Source organism: Streptomyces sp. NPDC014891, from assembly GCF_043081085.1.
GTDB lineage: Bacteria > Actinomycetota > Actinomycetes > Streptomycetales > Streptomycetaceae > Streptomyces.
In genome coordinates this window covers 115,413-132,701 of sequence record NZ_JBIBWF010000011.1, presented here as the reverse complement: position 1 = coordinate 132,701, position 17,289 = coordinate 115,413, and the positions used below count along the sequence as shown (strand labels likewise).

Genomic DNA, 17,289 nt, shown 5'->3' with positions numbered 1-17,289 from the left:
GGTGGGGGTCTCGGTGGAGGTCCTGGTGGGGGTGCCGGTGGGGGTGAGGGACGAGGACGGGAACGAGGTGTCCACCGGGGTCCGGTCCGGGGCGCTGTCCCGGGCTCCGGGCGGTGGCGGGGACGGCGGGCGGACGGGTGACGCGGGCTCAGGCCTGCGGTCCGGTGCGGGAGTGGGCTCCGGTCGTGACGCGTGAGTGCTCATGGCGCGAGTCAAGATCCGCCCGCCCCGCGCGGCCACCGCAGGAGCCGTCGCCTCAGCCGTCCGTGCCCAGGATCAACCCGGACGTGGGAACCCCCGTCCCCGCCGTCACCAACGTCCGCTCCGTCCCCGGCACCTGGTTCACGGACGTCCCGCGCAGCTGCCGCACCGCCTCCGCTATGCCGTTCATCCCGTGCAGATAGGCCTCGCCGAGCTGCCCCCCGTGGGTGTTCAGGGGGAGCGCGTCCGCCGCGACGAAGTCGGCCGCCTCCCCCGGACCGCAGAAGCCGAACTCCTCCAGCTGCATCAGCACGAACGGGGTGAAGTGGTCGTAGAGGACGGCCACGTCGATCTCGCCCGGCGCGAGGCCCGAGGTCCGCCAGAGCTGCCGGGCCACCGCCCCCATCTCCGGAAGCCCCGTCAGCTCGTCCCGGTGGAAGCTGGTCATCGCCTCCTGCTTCCGGCCGGCGCCCTGCGCCGCCGCGAGGACCACGGCCGGCGGGCGCCGCAGGTCGCGGGCGCGCTCGACGGAGGTGACCACGATCGCCTGACCGCCGTCGGTCTCCTGGCAGCAGTCCAGCAGCCGGAGCGGCTCGACGATCCAGCGCGACGCGGCGTGGTCGGCGAGGGTGATCGGCTTCCCGTGGAAGTACGCGGCGGGGTTGCGGGCGGCGTGGCGCCGGTCCGTCACGGCGACGTGCCCGAACGCGTCCGGCGTCAGACCGTAGGTGTGCAGGTACCGCTGGGCGGTCATCGCGACCCAGGAGGCCGGGGTGAGCAGCCCGAAGGGCAGCTGCCAGCCAAGGGCGACGCCCTCGGCGGAGGGCTCCCGCTGCTGCACACCGGAGCCGAAGCGGCGCCCCGAGCGCTCGTTGAACGCCCGGTAGCAGACGACCACCTCCGCGACGCCGGTGGCGACGGCGAGCGCGGCCTGCTGCACGGTGGCGCAGGCGGCCCCGCCGCCGTAGTGCACACGGGAGAAGAAGGACAGCTCGCCGATGCCGCAGGCCTGGGCGACCGTGATCTCGGGACTGGTGTCCATGGTGAAGGTGACCATGCCGTCGACGTCGCCGGGGGCGAGACCGGCGTCGTCGAGGGCCGCCCGGACCGCCTCGGCAGCGAGCGACAGCTCGCTGCGGCCCGAGTCCTTGGAGAACTCGGTGGCCCCGATGCCCGCCACGGCCGCCCGGCCGCCGAGGCCGTCCCGGGTGCGGAGGCTCATCGCGGCACCCGCACGGTGACGGTCCCGGTGACGTGGTGCCCCAGCCCGTTCGCGCCGACGACCCGGACGTGCGCGGTGTCCCCGTCGACCTCGGTGACCGTGCCGGTCAGCACCATGGTGTCGCCGGGGTGGTTGGGGGCGCCGAGCCGGATGGCGACCCTGCGCAGGACGGCACGGGGGCCGAAGTGGTCGGTGATGTACCGGCCGACCAGTCCGTTGGTCGTGAGGATGTTCATGAAGATGTCCGGAGAGCCCTTCTCCCGGGCCAGTTCGGCGTCGTGGTGCACGTCCTGGTAGTCGCGGGAGGCGACGGCCCCGGCGACGATCAGGGTGCGGGTGATCGGGATCGTCAGCGGCGGCAGCTCGTCCCCGGGCTCGGCGAAGGTCTCCGTGCCGGACGTCATGACGGGTCTCCTTCGGCGAGCAGGTCGCCGAGTTCGGCGAGGACTTCGGTGCCGCACCCGAGGTGCGCGTCGAGCTGTCGGCCCCACAGGAAGTGCCGGTGCACCGGGTGGTCGAGGTCCGCCCCCATGCCGCCGTGCAGGTGCTGGCCGGCGTGCACGACCCGCTTCCCCGCCTCGGAGGCCCACCAGGCGGCGGTCAGGGCGGCCGCGTGCGCGTCCAGCCCCTCGTCGTGCCGCCAGGCGGCCTCGTAGGCGGTGACCCGGATGGCCTCGGTGTCCATGTGGGCGTCGGCGGCCCGCAGCTGCACGGCCTGGTGGGTGGCGAGCGGACGGCCGAACTGCTCCCGTACGGCCGTGTACTCCACGGCCCTGGCCAGCGAACCCGCGCAGACCCCGGCCTGCAGCCCCGCGAACGCGGTCCGGGCGGCGGCGAGGACCTCGGCGTAGGCGGCGCCCCCGGCCACGCCTCCGCCCACCGCTGCGTCTCTTCCGCCGCCGTCTCCGCCGAGCCGCTCTCCCGGCGCCTCGTCCAGGACGAGCCGGCCGGCTGACCAGGGCGCGGTGAGTTCGACGGGGTCGATCCGGGCCGCGTCCTCGGTGCGGACCAGCCACAGGACGTGGTCCGCGTCGGGGACGAGGACGTGCGTGGCGTCCCGGAGCCACGGCACCCCGTCAGCGGTCCCGCTGAGCCGTCCCCGGTGCGAGGTGACCGCGCCGGAGGCGGGGAAGGCACCCGTCGCCACCGTCGTCCCCTCACGGAGCCCGGGCAGCAGCCGGGCGCGCTGCTCGTCCGTGCCGTGCCGGGCGACGGCGAGGATCCCGTACACACAGGTCGCGGCGAACGGCACCTGTGCCGTCACCCGGCCCTGCTCCTCCAGGAGGAGGACGAGGCCGAGCAGGCCGGTCTCCTCAACCGAGCCGGGCAGCCCGGCGGCGCAGAGGGCCTTCCACAGCTCGGGGTCGCTGCCGGTGCCGGCCGCCCCGAGCCGCTCGTGGGTGGCGAGGTCGGCGAAGATCCGGGCGGCCAGCCCACGGGCCGCCTCCTGCTCCTCGGTGGGGGTGAAGTCCATGTCAGTCCTCCCCTCCCGCGCGGAAGACGGGGAGCTCCAGCTCCTCGTCGACCCGCAGGAACTCCAGCCGCACCGGCATCCCGATCCGCACCTTGTCGTACGGCACGCCCACCACGTTGCTCACGATCCGCACGCCCTCGGCCAGTTCGACGAGACCGACCGCGTACGGCGGATCGAACGCCGGGAACGGCGGGTGGTGCATCACCACGTACGAGTAGACCGTCCCGGCGCCGCTCGCCTCGACCGTGTCCCACTCCGGGGAGCCGCAGTCGGCGCATCCGGGCAGCCAGGGGAAGCGCAGGGCCGCGCAGGCGGCGCAGCGCTGGATGAGCAGCCGGTGTCCGGCCACGCCCTCCCAGAATCCGGCGTTGTCCCGGTTGATCACGGGCCGGGGGCGGCGGGCGGCCGGCCCGGCGGGGGGCTCCGGCTCGCGCGGCCGTGCGGCGGGCGCGTACTTGAGGATGCGGAAGCGGTGGGTGCCGGCGGGCTGCCCGCCGGCGCGGACGTCGGTCCGCGTGGTCACGAAGTGCCCGGAGCCGAGCCGGGTGGTCTTGAGCCCCGACACGGACTCGATGACGGTCTCGAAGGTGATCTCGTCGCCCGGCCGCAGCGGCCGCAGGTACTCCTGCTCGCAGTCGGTCGCGACCACCGAGGTGAACCCGGCCCCGTCGAGGAGGGCGAACAGCTCGTCGTGGACCGAGGAGCGGGCCGTGTGCCCCGAGAGGCCGCCCATCGTCCAGGCCTGGAGCATCGTCGGCGGCGCGACCGCGTCGGGCCCCCGATAGGCGGGATGATCGTCCCCCATGGCTTCGCACCAGTGCCGGATCATGGGCAGGTTGACCGGGTCCTTGCCGACGCCGGCCTCCGCGGCGGTCCGCCCGGCGAACCCGGCGAGCCGCTCCGCCAGCCCGTCCGGCGCCCGGTCGGGACCCTCCTCCCGCTGCGTGGGGGTCATCGCCGCCCCCTCCCCTTCATGCCGAGCCGCATCCTCGCGACGATCTCGCGCTGCACCTCGCTCACCCCTCCCCCGAAGGTGTTGATCTGCGCGGCGCGGTTCATGCGCTCCAGCTCACCGCCGTCGAACTCCCCCGGCGATCCCGCTCGCACCGTCCCCGCGCCGCCCGCGATCTCCTGACATATTCGATACACCTCCACCGCCGATTCGGTTCCCGCGAACTTCACGCCGCTCGCGTCCCCCGGGGCCAGTCGGCCGGCCCCCACATCCCCCACCAGACGCCAGTTGAGCAGGCGTGTCGCAGCCAGCCGGGCATGCGCTTCGGCGGCCCGGATCCGCACCCAGGGCTCGTCAATGCGGCGCCTGCCCGTCACCGGATCGGGGGTACGGGCCCGGTCGAGCACGGCGCCGAAGAAGTCCTCCGCCTGCATCCCGATCGCGGCGAGCGCGACCCGCTCGTGGTTGAGCTGGCTGGTGATGAGCCCCCAGCCGCCGTGCTCGGGCCCGACGAGGTTCCCCTCGGGGACCCGGATCCCGTCGTAGTGGGTGGCCGTGGTCGTGAGCCCGCCCACGGTCTCGATCGGCGTCCACGAGAAGCCCTCGGCGTCGGTGGGGACGAGGACGATCGAGATCCCCCGGTGCGGGGGCGCGTCGGGATCGGTCCGGCAGGCGAGCCAGATCCAGTCGGCGTTCTGGGCGTTGGAGGTGAAGACCTTCTGGCCGTCGATCAGCCACGACCCGCCGTCGCGCCTGGCGCGCGTCCGGAGGGAGGCGAGGTCGGTGCCCGCGCCGGGCTCGCTGTACCCGATGGCGAAGACGGCCTCCCCGCGCAGGATCCGGGGCAGGAGGAAGGCCTTCTGCTCCTCCGTCCCGTACGCCATGAGGGTGGGGCCGACGGTGTTGAGCGTGACCATCGAGACGGGGGCGCCCGCGCGGTACGCCTCGTCGAAGAAGACGAACTGCTCGTCGGGACCGCGTCCCTGTCCGCCGTACTCCTCGGGCCAGCCGATCCCCAGGAGTCCGTCCGCTCCGATCCGGCGCAGCAGCCGTCGCTGGGCCTCGGTGTCGGTGGCGGGCGGCGGGCCTTGGGGCATCAGCTCCCGGAAATACGCGCGGAGTTCGGCGCGCAGCCGCAGCTGCCGCTCGGTCGGGGCGAGGTGCACGGCGACGGCCTCCCGTGGGACGACTGAGATTTCTGACTGTCCGTCAGATTCAGGACCCCTGTCAAGGTCGACGACCGACCGCGCGCGCTCCCCTGGACACGCGCGACGGCCCGCACACCGGTACCGGGTACCGGCGCACAGGCCGTCGTTCACACCGCGGTCACGCCCCCCGTCGGGCCGGCTGCCGTGCCGGGCGGATCACCACCACGGGTTGAAGTTGACCACCGCGTTGTTCTGGGCGATGTGGGTGAACGCGGAGCCGTTCACACTGGCCGTGTTGTTCTGGTTCGAGGCGCCGGAACCGGTCGCCACCTGCTGCGTCGTGGTCGAGTTGCCGAGGTTGGCCCCGCCCACGCCGCTGCCGACGATCGAGGCGACGCTCGTGTTCGATCCGTCGTCCGCGAACCCGCCGTTGTCGGCCTGCGCCACCCCGGTGAAGAGCGCCGCGGCGAGGGGGAGGGCGGCGGCGACGGCGACGATGCGGGCGGTACGGATGCTTGCCATGTGTGTTCCTCCGGGAACTGAAAGCTGGTGCTGTTGCACGGAACTGCTCTGAAGTGCGATGAAGTAAAGCTGTTTCCAAGGCAGTTGGCCGACCGCCTCGGTCGTTGTGCTCGACGTCGCGAATCCAGAGTTGCCCACCGAATCCCCGGCGAACCAGACCGGAGCGCCTGATTCCCCCGCAAGCGTGAGGACAAGCCGATAAACCAGACAGCACCCGACAAAGGCGCAGCTCACAGCGACGGAGAGGGTTCCGGACACGCTCGGCCCGGGCGCCGCAAGGGAGGAAGCGTTCCGGCAGATTTCCCGCCAATCTCCCCACCGGGGGATCGACGCGGCGCGCCCCCCACCCGCAGGAACCGAACGGCAGAGCAGGGCGGAAGAACAGTTCGATCAAGGGGAGGCGGCGGCACGGGCGAGCCCGACCCCCGGGGCCGCCTGCTCCGTGCGCTCCGTGCGCTCCGTGCGCTCCGTGCGCTCCATGCGCTCCATGCGCTCCATGCGCTCCGTGTGGTCGACGTGTTCTGTGTGGTCAACGCGTTCCGCGAGGTCGGCGTCCCCCGCTACGGGACGTCCGGCTCCCCCGCGGCCGCCTCGAAGGCCGCGTACGCCGCGGCGTCGAAGAGCACGAAGCGGACCTCCTCCACGTCGGTACGGGCGGCCCGCACGGTCCGTACGGCGATCCGGGCGCCGTCGTCCATCGGCCAGCCGTAGACCCCGGTGGAGACGGCGGGGAACGCCACCGTGCGGTCGCCCAACTCGTCGGCGATCCGCAGGGATTCGCGGTAGCAGGAGGCCAGCAGCTCCGAACGGTCCTCGTCGCGCGACCAGACCGGTCCCACCGTGTGGATCACGTGCCGGGCCGGCAGTCGTCCCGCCGTGGTCGCCACGGCCCGCCCGGTCGCCAGCCCCTTTCCGTACCGGGAACGCCGCAGGTCCTGGCAGGCGGAGAGGATCTCGGGGCCGCCCTTGCGGTGGATCGCCCCGTCGACCCCGCCACCGCCCAGCAGCGAGGAGTTCGCGGCGTTCACGATCGCGTCCACGGCCTCGGCGGTGATGTCCCCCTGCACGAGCACGATCCGCACCACGACAGTCCTCCTCCGGCCGCCCACAGCTCTCCGAGTCCCCATGAAACCCGAAGGGGCACCGCGCCCGCACCCGGAAAAGGGCGCCCCGGAGACGGCTCCGGGGCGCCCTCGCCACACGGGTGACGCACGGGTCGTGCGGCACTCCTCGCGCTACTGCTGGGGCGGCGGCGGGGGCTGCGGCGGAGAGTCCGGCCGTGCGCCCGTGTCTCCCAGCTGCCCCTTGAGCTTCTCCTGGGCGGTGTCGACATGGCCGGCGTACTTGCCCTGCGTCTTCTTGTCGACGAGGTCGCCGGCCTGGTCGACACCCTTGGAGGCCTGATCCTCGTGGCCCTTCAGCATTCCCTTGAGCTTGTCGAACACAGACATCCTGGCCCTCCTAGCCACTGTTCCAGCCCCTCCAGCATCACGGCACCACCCGAGTCCCGCATCCGCTGGAGCCCGCCCGGACCCCGACGCGGCCCCGGGGGACGGGTCGGAAGGGGACGGAGAGACGGGGGAGGGAAGGGGGTGAGGGAGGGCCGGGGTGACGCGAGGGCACGGAAGACGCGGGGGCGGGGACGGGGGACGGAACCGACGCGAAGGGCGGGCCCCGGTGTCCGGGACCCGCCCTCCTGTGTGTCGCCACGTCGTGCACGGTGCGGTGGGTGTGGGATTTGAACCCACGGTGACATCGCTGCCACGACGGTTTTCAAGACCGTTCCCTTAGGCCGCTCGGGCAACCCACCCCGCGCCGGCGGTGTGTCCACCTGCGGCGCGGGGGACAGCCTAGCCGGTCAGCTGTCGCCGGTGCGCTCGCCGAGGGTGACCGTCGCCTCGGCCGTCCGGCCGTCCCGCTCGTACGTGATCTTGACCTGGTCGCCCGGCTTGTGGGTCCAGATCTCGCTGATCAGCGACGGACCGCTGTCGATCGGGTGGCCGCCGAAGCCCGTGATCACGTCACCGGCCTTCAGGCCCGCCTTCGCCGCCGGGCCGTTCGGGGTCACCGAAGGGGTGCCGCCCGAGCCCTGGGAGGCGATCGTCGCGCCCTCGCCCTGCTCCTGCATGTTCACCGTCGCGCCGATCACCGGGTACACCGGCTTGCCCGTCCTGATCAGCTGCTGGGCCACGTTCTTCGCCTGGTTCACCGGGATCGCGAAGCCCAGGCCGATCGACCCCGCCTGGGACTGGCCGAAGCCGTTCCCGGTGGACTGGATGGCCGAGTTGATGCCGATGACCGCACCGCTCGCGTCCAGCAGCGGACCGCCGGAGTTGCCCGGGTTGATCGACGCGTCGGTCTGCAGCGCGCTCATGTACGAGTTGCTGCCGCCCGAACCGTCGCCCGAGGCCACCGGGCGGTTCTTCGCGCTGATGATGCCGGTGGTCACGGTGTTCGACAGACCGAAGGGCGCGCCGATCGCGATCGTCGAGTCGCCGACCGCCACCTTGTCCGAGTCGCCCAGGGGCAGCGGCTTCAGGCCCTTGGGCGCGTTCGTCAGCTTCAGTACGGCCACGTCGTAGCCCTCGGCCCGGCCGACGACCTCCGCGTCGTACGACTTGCCGTCCGGGAACGTCACGGAGAGCGTGCCGCCGTCCGCCGCCGACGCCACCACGTGGTTGTTGGTGACGATGTGGCCCTCCTGGTCGTACACGAAGCCCGTGCCCGTGCCGCCCTCGCCCTGCGAGCCGCCCGACTTCGCCTGGATGGTGACCACGCTGGGCAGCGCGGTCGCGGCGACCGCCGCGACGGTGCCCGGTTCGCGCTTGAAGGACGCCGGGGCGTCGCCGGAGGAGACGGTGGTGGAGCTGACGCCGTCGTCACCGCGCTCGGCGGCCCAGTAGCCGATGCCGCCGCCGATGCCGCCCGCGACGAGCGCCGCGACCAGGACCGCCGCCACCAGGCCGCCGGCCCGTCGCCGGGGCGCCGCGGGGGCGGGGTGCTCGGGCGGCACCGGGGCACCCCAGGCCGGCACGGTCGGCGGGGGCGGCGGCCAGCCGGCCCCGGCGGCCGCGGGGGCCGCGGGGGCCGGCGTAGGGGTGTGGGCCGTGTCGGCGGGGCCGGGGGCGTGGGCCGGCGCCGGTTCCGGCGCTCCGTCGGGGACCGGGGCCTGCGCGACCGTCGGGGGGTCCGCCGGTGCCGGTGCGGGGGCCGGCGTGGGTGCGGGGGTCGAGGCCGGAGGGCTCGACGGAGGCGTCGGAGGCGTCGGAGGGGTGGACGGGGCAGCCGGGTGTTCCGCCGGTACCGCCGTGCCCTCGTTCTCGGTGCTCACAGCTCGCTCTCCTCGTTGACTGCGCGGGGTGGGGTGGTGGTACCTACTGGTCACCTATGGGGTCCAGGGTGCTGCACCAGCTTTTCCCACAGGACGTCAGGCCGCTGTAAGGCGGAGCTGTGCGTTCACCCCCCTACCTTTATATACGGACAGAACGGACACCTTCCGGTGTGCCCGCTCCACCCCGCCAATGGCACCATGACGCCGTGACTCACGCACGGCAGCACCCGAACAGCGTCCCCCTCCAGGTCGTCGCCCACCGTGGAGCCTCCGAAGACGCTCCGGAACACACCCTGGCCGCCTATGTGAAGGCCATCGAGGACGGCGCCGACGCCCTGGAGTGCGACGTCCGGCTCACCGCCGACGGCCATCTCGTCTGCGTCCACGACCGCCGCGTCGACCGCACCTCGAACGGCCGCGGGGCCGTCTCCGCCCTGGAGCTCGCCGATCTCACCGCCCTCGACTTCGGCACCTGGAAGGGCCACGACGAGTCCGGCGAGAGCCCCGACTGGGGCGATCCCGGGTACACCTCCGTCCTCACCCTGGAGCGGCTCCTGGAGCTGGTCTCCGACGCCGGGCGCCGCGTCGAGCTGGCCGTCGAGACCAAGCACCCCACCCGCTGGGCGGGCCAGGTCGAGGAGAAGCTGCTCCAGCTCCTCAGGCGTTTCGGGCTGGACGCGCCCGCGTCCCCCGCGGAATCCCCGGTACGCGTCATGAGCTTCTCGGCCCGCTCTCTGAGCCGGATCGCCGCCGCGTCGCCGACGCTGCCCACCGTGCACCTGGCCCAGTTCGTCTCGCCGCGGCTGCGCGACGGACGGCTCCCCGCGGGCGCGCGCATCGCCGGGCCGTCGATCAGGATCGTGCGGCACCACCCGGCCGTGATCCTCAGGCTGCAGAAGGCCGGGCACCAGGTGCACGTCTGGACCGTGGACGACGCCGAGGACGTCGAGCTCTGCGAGCGCCTCGGGGTGGACGCGATCATCACCAACCGTCCCAAGCAGGTCCTCGCCCAGCTCGGCCGCGACTGAGCGTCCTGGCCGCGCGCGTGACGCGTTCCCGCCTCTCCGGCCCCGTCTTTCCCTTGTGCCACAAGGCTTCTCGGGTCCGCCGGGGAGTGCACCGGCGCGTTCCGCGCGTACGCGATCGTCACGAGTGCCTCATCGCACACGGATTGGCCGGTTTCCGGTCCAGGCCATTGGGGCATCCACACGGTGGCGTGGGGCAAAGGAGGTCTCGGGGGTGGCGTTGGTGGTGGCACAGGAGGTGCCCACGTCGTCGAGCATGGCCGTACCCCATGGCCCTGCGGGCGTGGGTGAGGCGCGACACCGGATGCGGGACGAGCTGTACCGCAGCGGGATGTCCGAATCGGTCGTCGACGACGCGGTACTGATCCTTTCCGAGCTGCTCAGCAATGCCTGCCGGTACGGCAGGCCGCTGGGGCACGCGGATCGGGGCGACGGGGACGTGCGGGCGGCCTGGCGGGTCGACCCGGCGGGCGGACTCAGGGTCGAGGTGACCGACGGAGGCGGCCCGACCCGGCCCGTTCCGGCGACGCCGTCGGTGACCGCCCGGGGCGGCCGCGGGCTGAACATCATCAGCGCGCTGGCCCAGGACTGGGGCGTGCGGGACAGCGCGACCGGCGAGGTGACGGTCTGGGTGGTGGTCACCGAGGGACACCGCCGCGAGGACTTCGCCGCCCGTGTCGGCGGCGGCTCCCGCTTCGACATCCTGGACGCGTACGACGACCTGGACTGACCGCGGGACGACGGGCGGGACCCACGCCGTACGACGGCAGCGACCGGCGCCGGGATCACGGGCGTGCGGCGACCGGGACCGACCCCGTACGGCGGCCGGCATCGCGGGCGTACGGCAGTCGGGACCGGTCCCGGTGCGGGCTCGGAGGCCGGTGGCGTACGAGGGGCGGGCAGCGGCCCGCCTGAAGGGCGGCGGTGCGCGGTACGGCTAGGCTCGCGCCCGGAACAAGCACCGCAACGCCGCGATCGGGAGAAAGCCACACCATGGCCAAGAAGCGCCCCCAGACGAAGGCCGGCAAGACCGGTCAGGCACAGGTCACGAGCGGGGAGATCCCGGTCGTCGGCGCGCGCGAGCCCTGCCCGTGCGGTTCGGGCCGCCGCTACAAGGCGTGTCACGGCCGGGCCGCCGCGCACGCCGTGACCGAGCTCGTCCAGCGCCCCTTCGAGGGCCTGCCCGGCGAGTGCGACTGGGTCGCGCTGCGCGAGCTCGTGCCCGCCGCCACCGTGCCGCTCACCCTCAAGGGCGGGCTCCCGGAGGGCGTCCCCTCCGTGACGCTCGCGACGGTGCTGCCGATGGCCTGGCCCGCCCTGCGCCGCGAGGACGGCTCCGTGCTGCTCGCCCTGCAGAACGACTCCACCTCCGGCGACCTCGCCCGCGACCTCGCCGACACCCTTGAGCGCGCGCTGGAGACCGAGCCGGGCAACCCGGTCCCGCCGCGCCGCGTCCCCGCCGAGGGCCCGCGTCTGCAGGACCTGCTCGACGCCGACGCCGCCTTCGCCCCCGAGGTCCACACCGGCTTCGAGTTCTGGATCCCGCAGTCCGCGGACGGCCCGGACCCGGAGGTCGCCGCCTCCCTGGAGCGGGCCAACGCCGCCGCCATCCCGACCGTGAAGCTGACGAGCGTCGACTCGGCGTACTGGTGCGAGACCCCGGACAAGAACCACCTGCGCTGGGTCATGCCGTACCCGGAGGAGAAGCTCCTCGACGCGCTCGCCCGGCTCCAGGCCGCCGGCGGCACCTCCATCGGCGCGGACACCCGCCTCGTCGGCTCGTTCCGCGCGCACGGGCTCATGGTGCCGGTCTGGGACCTGCCCACCGCGATGACCGCCGAGGAGTGCGAGAAGCCCGCCGCCGAGTTCGCCGAGCGGCTGACCGAGGCGCTCGCCTCGGACGCTCCGCTCACCGCGGAGGAGCGTCGGGCGCGCGGCGGCCTCACGAACCGTCAGGTCACTCTCAGCTGATACCCCGCACGGTATCGGTGACTGACAGACCGACCAGTCGGTGACTTCCGCCACAACGCGGTCTTCGGCCGAGTAAATCCCTGTCCGAATAACCGAGATCGAATTTGCGAACAGCAGATCTCTTGTTACCGTTCTGGAAGCCCGGTCGCTGGTGCATCCCCCGTCGCCAGCGATCGGGCCTTTCCATGTCCGCCGCCGCCCACCGCGGGGCGTCGACGTTCAACTTCCTTCACTGCCCGCCGTGTTGCTCCCGGCCCTCAGCAGCAGCGGAGTGTTGCCCCCCTCGCCCGCTCCGGCGAATTCCGCGACCGCCGTATAGGCCGTGGCCACCCCCCGACCGCGTTCCCTGGGCGTTTCGCAGGCACCCGGTTCGTCCTGCGCGGCGACCGGGCAGCGGACCTGCACGGTGCGCCCGCCGGGCGCCATGAGGGTCAGAAACGCGTCGAGATTCCGGCCGGTGGCGTTTCGGTAGTACGTGCGTCCCCAGGTGTCGGATCCCTCCGACAGGACACAGGTCTGCGCCTCGACCCCCTCGGGAGAGGCGAGTTCCGGCCCACAATGCGTGACCCTCTCCGGAACGTCCGGTGCGGCGGGGGTGTCACGGGGAGTGACGGGGACGGCGGGGGCGGAAGGCGCGGCCGGGTCGGCGGCCGACTCCGTCCGGCCGCCCAGACCGAGCCCCTCCAGCACGTCCCCCGGCTTCGCGTCGGAGGCACCGGCGGCACCGGTCCCGGCGGAGCTCGCCCCGGCGGCGCCCGCGGGCCGTGCCGACCCGCCGGCCGCGGGCTCGCCCGTCGACCCCGCTCTCGCGACCAGGGGGACCAGGACGGCGACCGTGACGGCGGCCCCGAGTCCGACCGTGCGGAGGTTCACCGGACCCATGCGCCCCACCTGCTCCCTGCTCCTGCTCTGCCGGAGATCTTGAACGGTGCGCCGAACATAGCGGCGGCCGACGGGCGCGCGGTCGGCCGCGCGCCCGTTTCCCGTACAAGTCGGACCAGGACACACCCGTTCGGGTGAAGACCGTCGACGGCCGCCCGCCCCGGTCCCGGCGAGCGGTCGCTCCGTATCCCGGCGATCCGGCGAGCGGTCGCTCCGTATGCCGGCCGGCTCCCGCGCCGCTCAGTACGCCAGCCGGCTCCCGCCGCCCGGGGTGCTGCTGCTCGCCTCCACCAGTGCGTCCACCACGGCCTCCACGTCCGGCAGCCACGGCCGGGCCGAGCCCGCGAGCGGGGCACGCTCCCACCGGACCTGTCCGGTTCCGGCGACCGAGGGCGGCAGGAGCAGATAGCCGCCCTCCCCGTGGAAGCGCAGCGAGCTGGGGACGCTGTCCTTCGCGTACAGCAGCTCGCCGAGCCGCTCCAGGCCGTAGGGGGCGACGAGGATCGACCACCGGGTCGGGGTCGCGACCACCGGGCCGAGCCGCATGCCCGTCGCGTCGAGCGCGGCGAGCGCCCGCGCCCCCGCCACCGCGGGCAGGCTGACCGCGCAGGGGGCGCCTCCGCCCGTGGCCAGGACGACGGGTGCGTCCGGGCGCCGGGTCCACCACCAGCGGATCATCCGCTCGTCGGTGGTGGCCGCGAGCAGCCCGGGGTCGTAGGGGTGCGCGCCGGGCACCGCGCACTCGGGGTCGGGGCAGGAGCAGGCGGCCCCCGCGGCCGTTCGGGTCGTCGCTCTCAGGCCTGCTCCCGGCAGGACGGGCCAGTTCCACTCGACGGCGAAGGTGACCGCCGCGTCGAGCCGGGCGGTCCTCGCCTTGCGCCGGAACCGGAGCCTGCGTCGCCTTCCGAGGATCTCGCGCATGAGCGCTCGTTCCTTTCCGTTGAACGCCGAATCCACATCACACCATGTACAGGACACTTCACCGTGCGTATCAGCGCGTACCGGGTCGGGCGGGGTGACGGCCCCTGCCGGAGCGGGGCCGGCCGGGCCGGACCGGGTGGAACCACGTGGAAACCGGATGGAGCGGGTCAGTACCAGGTGGAGCCAGGTCAGAACGAGGTGGAGCCGGGTCTGCACCAGAGGCGGGCCAGAACACGATCCCCGCCACTCGGTGACGGGCCGCGGCCTGCGGCGTGGAAGACGCCGGGGTCCCGCGAAGCGTTCCGGGGCAGCTCCAACTGCCCCTGCCTGTCATCGACTACGTACCCAGCACGCTCGGAATGACGCGCCTTGAAACGACGCCAGTCGACCGCAAAAGGTGCACAGCGGGGACAATTTTCGGCCAACTTCGCCTGGACTTCAACCCTCTCGCACGACCTCCCGGACACCACAAGTCCCGTGGGGACAATGCTGGACATCGTTCCTCTTGTGCGTGTACATGTGGATGCATCGAGCGGCTCAGAATGACATGGGGGTTTGCGATGCTATGGCGTCAAACGCACCGGTCGGAAAGCCGACTGACATGAGTGCCCCGCACATGCCGAAAGTGGCCGGAATCGACTCCACGGTTCCCGGACCCCCGCACACTACGGCGCCCCTCTCCGGCGTCCCCGCGGCGGCGGCACCCTCCGAACCGGTCTCCCCGCCGGGAGCGCTGATCCAGGACCGGCTCGCCACCTGGGTCTCCGACCTCACCACCCTCCACGAACTCACCGAGCGCCTCATCAGGACCGCCTCCCTCGACGAGGCCCTCCGCGAGGTCCTCGGCGCCGGCTCCGCCCTCGTCGGCGCCCGCCGCGGCATGGCCGTCCTCGAACCGGCCGACGGACTCGGCCCCGCCTCCACCATCGGACTCGGCCTCGCGCACGCGGAGCTCGGCACGATCGAGACCGTCCCGTGCGGCGCCGGCCACTACGGCCGCCTCCTCGACGGCCTCCCCGACCCGGTCCGCACCGAGCAGGCACCCGAGCGGATCCCCGACCCCATCGCCATCCGCGACGTGCGCACCGAGGAGGGACTCGACCCCCGCCACCGCGAGGTCGCCGCCCGCCTCGGCTACGCCGCCAGCTACGCCCTCCCCCTCGCCACCGAGGAGGCCGGCCGGCTCGGCGCCGCCGTCTGGCTCTACGACGAGCCCGCCGAGCCCACCGACCGCCAGCGCCACCTGATCGGGCTGTACGGCCGCTTCGCCACCGAGCACCTCGCCCGCCTCCTCCAGGTCGAACGCGCCCGCGTGCAGGTCGCCACCATCGCCGAGGAGCTGCTGCCCAGCCGCCTCCCGCGCGTCCCCGGCGTCCAGCTCGCCGCCCGGCACCGCACCGGGCCCCGGGGCGGCGGCGACTGGTACGACGCGCTGCCGCTGCCCGAGGGCGCCCTCGGGCTCGCCGTGGGCTCGGTCTCCGGCACCGGACCCAGCGCCCTCGCCGCCATGGGACGGCTCCGCGCCTCCCTCCGCGCGTACGCGGTGATGGAGGGCGAGGACCCCGTCGCGGTCCTCTCCGACCTCGAACTCCTGCTGCGCCTGACCGAGCCGGCCCGCTCGGCCACCGCCCTCTTCGCCTACGCCGAACCCGCCCAGCGCCGGATCGTGCTGGCCGGCGCCGGCCACGCCCCGCCGCTGGTCATCGGGGAGCGCCGCACCGAGTTCGTCGAGACCTCGCTCTCGGCCCCGCTCGGCATGCTGTCCTGCTGGGAGGCGCCGAGCGTGGAGCTGTCCCCGGCACCCGGAGAAACGGTGCTTCTCTACACGGACGGGCTGCTCCGCCGTACCGGCGACGCCATGGACCGGGCCTTCGCGCGGCTCCACGCGGCGGCGTCGAGCGTGCCGCGGGCGGACCGCGGCGACCCGGGCGCCGTCGCCGACCACGTCCTGCGGACGCTGCTCCCCGAGGGGCTCGACACCGCCGTGGACGGGGAGGACGTGGTCCTGCTCGCCGCCCGCTTCGAGTGAGCGACCGGGACGCCCTCCGACGTGGCCGCACATGAGCGGAGCGTGACATTCCGGTAATGGGTCTTCCGGCCCTGGGCCCCCTTCCGTACGACCGTACGATGGTGGGGGTTCAGTGTCGTACCAAGAGGAGGCAGACCCGTGGCCGAGGAGCTCACGCCGGAGACCCCGGAAGAGACTGAGGAACAGGCGATCAAGCAGCGGAAGAACGGCCTGTACCCGGGCGTCTCCGACGAGCTGGCCGAGAACATGAAGTCCGGCTGGGCCGACACCGAGCTGCACGGCCTGGAGCCGATCGCCCAGGCCGGCCGGACCGCCGAGCGCCGCGCCGCGCTCTCCGCCCGCTTCCCGGGCGAGCGCCTGGTGATCCCCGCCGGCAAGCTCAAGACCCGGTCGAACGACACCGAGTACGCCTTCCGCGCCTCCACCGAGTACGCCTACCTCACCGGCGACCAGACCCAGGACGGCGTCCTCGTCCTGGAGCCTGAGAAGGACGGCCACGAGGCGACGATCTACCTGCTGCCGCGCTCCGACCGCGAGAACGGCGAGTTCTGGCTCGACGGCCAGGGCGAGCTGTGGGTCGGCCGCCGCCACTCCCTCACCGAGGCCGAGCAGCTCCTGGGCATCCCCGCGAAGGACGTCCGCGAGCTGGCCGAGGCGCTGCGCGAGGCCACCGGCCCCGTCCGCAACGTCCGCGGCCACGACGCCGGCATCGAGGCCGCGCTGACCGACAAGGTCACCGCCGAGCGCGACGAGGAACTCCGCGTCCACCTCTCCGAGGCCCGCCTCATCAAGGACTCCTTCGAGGTCGCCGAGCTGGAGAAGGCCTGCGCCTCCACCGCGCGCGGCTTCGAGGACGTCGTCAAGGTCCTCGACAAGGCCGAGGCGACCAGCGAGCGCTACATCGAGGGCACCTTCTTCCTCCGCGCCCGCGTCGAGGGCAACGACATCGGCTACGGCTCCATCTGCGCCGCCGGCCCGCACGCCACCACCCTGCACTGGGTCCGCAACGACGGCGACGTCCGCTCCGGCGACCTGCTGCTGCTCGACGCCGGCGTGGAGACCACCGAGCTCTACACCGCGGACATCACCCGCACCCTGCCGATCAACGGCCGGTACACCGAGCTCCAGCGCAAGATCTACGACGCCGTGTACGAGGCCCAGGAGGCCGGCATCGCCGCGGTCAAGCCCGGCGCCGCCTACCGCGACTTCCACGACGCCGCGCAGCGCGTCCTCGCCGAGAAGCTCGTCGAGTGGGGCCTCGTCGAGGGCCCGGTCGAGCGCGTCCTGGAGCTCGGCCTCCAGCGCCGCTGGACCCTGCACGGCACCGGTCACATGCTCGGCATGGACGTCCACGACTGCGCCGCCGCGCGCACCGAGGCCTACGTCGACACGACCCTCGCGCCGGGCATGTGCCTGACCGTCGAGCCGGGTCTGTACTTCCAGGCCGACGACCTGACCGTGCCCGAGGAGTACCGCGGCATCGGCGTCCGGATCGAGGACGACATCCTCGTCACGGAGGACGGCAACCGGAACCTGTCGGACGCGCTGCCGCGCCACGCCGACGAGGTCGAGGCGTGGATGGCCGCGCTGAAGGGCTGACCCCCGCGTACG

Annotated in this window: 16 protein-coding genes and 1 tRNA gene; 5 read left to right on the top strand and 12 right to left on the bottom strand. The window is 73.4% G+C overall.

Annotated elements, in window-relative coordinates; all coding sequences use genetic code 11:
* Positions 1-256: 256 nt before the first annotated feature.
* From ACF09E_RS28930 to ACF09E_RS28885, 10 genes are all read right to left on the bottom strand, one after another.
* Positions 257-1,423 (bottom strand): lipid-transfer protein, encoded by a 1,167-nt coding sequence (locus ACF09E_RS28930; protein ID WP_392208298.1) that lies wholly within the window; start codon positions 1,421-1,423, stop codon positions 257-259.
* Positions 1,420-1,827, bottom strand: a complete 408-nt coding sequence (locus ACF09E_RS28925; protein WP_388800935.1) for a MaoC family dehydratase — start codon at positions 1,825-1,827, stop codon at positions 1,420-1,422. Before ACF09E_RS28925 ends, ACF09E_RS28930 begins: the two co-directional genes overlap by 4 nt.
* Positions 1,824-2,897, bottom strand: coding sequence for an acyl-CoA dehydrogenase family protein (locus tag ACF09E_RS28920; RefSeq protein WP_392208296.1), 1,074 nt, complete (start codon positions 2,895-2,897; stop codon positions 1,824-1,826). The genes ACF09E_RS28925 and ACF09E_RS28920 overlap by 4 nt, the downstream gene beginning before the upstream one ends.
* Before the next feature lies 1 nt (position 2,898).
* Positions 2,899-3,852 (bottom strand): bifunctional MaoC family dehydratase N-terminal/OB-fold nucleic acid binding domain-containing protein, encoded by a 954-nt coding sequence (locus ACF09E_RS28915; RefSeq protein ID WP_392208294.1) that lies wholly within the window; start codon positions 3,850-3,852, stop codon positions 2,899-2,901.
* Positions 3,849-5,015: an acyl-CoA dehydrogenase family protein gene (locus ACF09E_RS28910; protein WP_392208291.1), complete on the bottom strand. Its 1,167-nt coding sequence runs from the start codon at positions 5,013-5,015 to the stop codon at positions 3,849-3,851. The genes ACF09E_RS28915 and ACF09E_RS28910 overlap by 4 nt, the downstream gene beginning before the upstream one ends.
* A gap of 198 nt (positions 5,016-5,213) precedes the next feature.
* Entirely contained in the window at positions 5,214-5,519 is a 306-nt protein-coding gene (locus ACF09E_RS28905; protein WP_361860055.1) for a hypothetical protein, read from the bottom strand.
* A 560-nt stretch (positions 5,520-6,079) separates the two neighbouring features.
* Entirely contained in the window at positions 6,080-6,604 is a 525-nt protein-coding gene (locus ACF09E_RS28900) for an O-acetyl-ADP-ribose deacetylase (protein WP_392208289.1), read from the bottom strand.
* 150 nt (positions 6,605-6,754) lie between these two features.
* Positions 6,755-6,970: an antitoxin gene (locus tag ACF09E_RS28895; protein WP_392208287.1), complete on the bottom strand. Its 216-nt coding sequence runs from the start codon at positions 6,968-6,970 to the stop codon at positions 6,755-6,757.
* A 272-nt stretch (positions 6,971-7,242) separates the two neighbouring features.
* Positions 7,243-7,329, bottom strand: a tRNA-Ser gene (locus ACF09E_RS28890).
* A gap of 48 nt (positions 7,330-7,377) precedes the next feature.
* Positions 7,378-8,850, bottom strand: coding sequence for a S1C family serine protease (locus tag ACF09E_RS28885; RefSeq protein ID WP_392208285.1), 1,473 nt, complete (start codon positions 8,848-8,850; stop codon positions 7,378-7,380).
* Positions 8,851-9,056: 206 nt separating this feature from the next.
* Here ACF09E_RS28885 and ACF09E_RS28880 point away from each other — a divergent pair, with 206 nt between their 5' ends.
* The 3 genes from ACF09E_RS28880 to ACF09E_RS28870 all read left to right on the top strand — a co-directional run bounded on the left by ACF09E_RS28880 (position 9,057) and on the right by ACF09E_RS28870 (position 11,846).
* Positions 9,057-9,878 carry a glycerophosphodiester phosphodiesterase gene (locus ACF09E_RS28880; protein WP_392208283.1) on the top strand — a complete coding sequence of 274 codons (822 nt, stop codon included), beginning with the start codon at positions 9,057-9,059 and terminating at the stop codon, positions 9,876-9,878.
* Between the two features lie 124 nt (positions 9,879-10,002).
* Positions 10,003-10,605: an ATP-binding protein gene (locus ACF09E_RS28875; RefSeq protein WP_361859164.1), complete on the top strand. Its 603-nt coding sequence runs from the start codon at positions 10,003-10,005 to the stop codon at positions 10,603-10,605.
* A gap of 263 nt (positions 10,606-10,868) precedes the next feature.
* On the top strand, positions 10,869-11,846 hold the full coding sequence (locus tag ACF09E_RS28870; RefSeq protein ID WP_392208281.1) for a DUF5926 family protein: 978 nt from the start codon (positions 10,869-10,871) through the stop codon (positions 11,844-11,846).
* Positions 11,847-12,065: 219 nt separating this feature from the next.
* On the opposite strand, the gene ACF09E_RS28865 is transcribed toward ACF09E_RS28870, so the two are convergent.
* Together ACF09E_RS28865 and ACF09E_RS28860 are read right to left on the bottom strand one after the other, a co-directional pair.
* Complete coding sequence (locus ACF09E_RS28865) at positions 12,066-12,728, bottom strand: hypothetical protein (RefSeq protein WP_392208279.1); 663 nt, start codon at positions 12,726-12,728, stop codon at positions 12,066-12,068.
* Between the two features lie 240 nt (positions 12,729-12,968).
* On the bottom strand, positions 12,969-13,649 hold the full coding sequence (locus ACF09E_RS28860; protein WP_361859170.1) for a bifunctional DNA primase/polymerase: 681 nt from the start codon (positions 13,647-13,649) through the stop codon (positions 12,969-12,971).
* A gap of 565 nt (positions 13,650-14,214) precedes the next feature.
* Here ACF09E_RS28860 and ACF09E_RS28855 point away from each other — a divergent pair.
* Positions 14,215-15,678, top strand: coding sequence for a PP2C family protein-serine/threonine phosphatase (locus ACF09E_RS28855; protein ID WP_392208277.1), 1,464 nt, complete (start codon positions 14,215-14,217; stop codon positions 15,676-15,678).
* A gap of 138 nt (positions 15,679-15,816) precedes the next feature.
* The gene (locus ACF09E_RS28850; RefSeq protein WP_392208275.1) at positions 15,817-17,277 is read left to right on the top strand and encodes an aminopeptidase P family protein; all 1,461 of its coding nucleotides are present in this window, start codon (positions 15,817-15,819) and stop codon (positions 17,275-17,277) included.
* Positions 17,278-17,289: the final 12 nt, after the last annotated feature.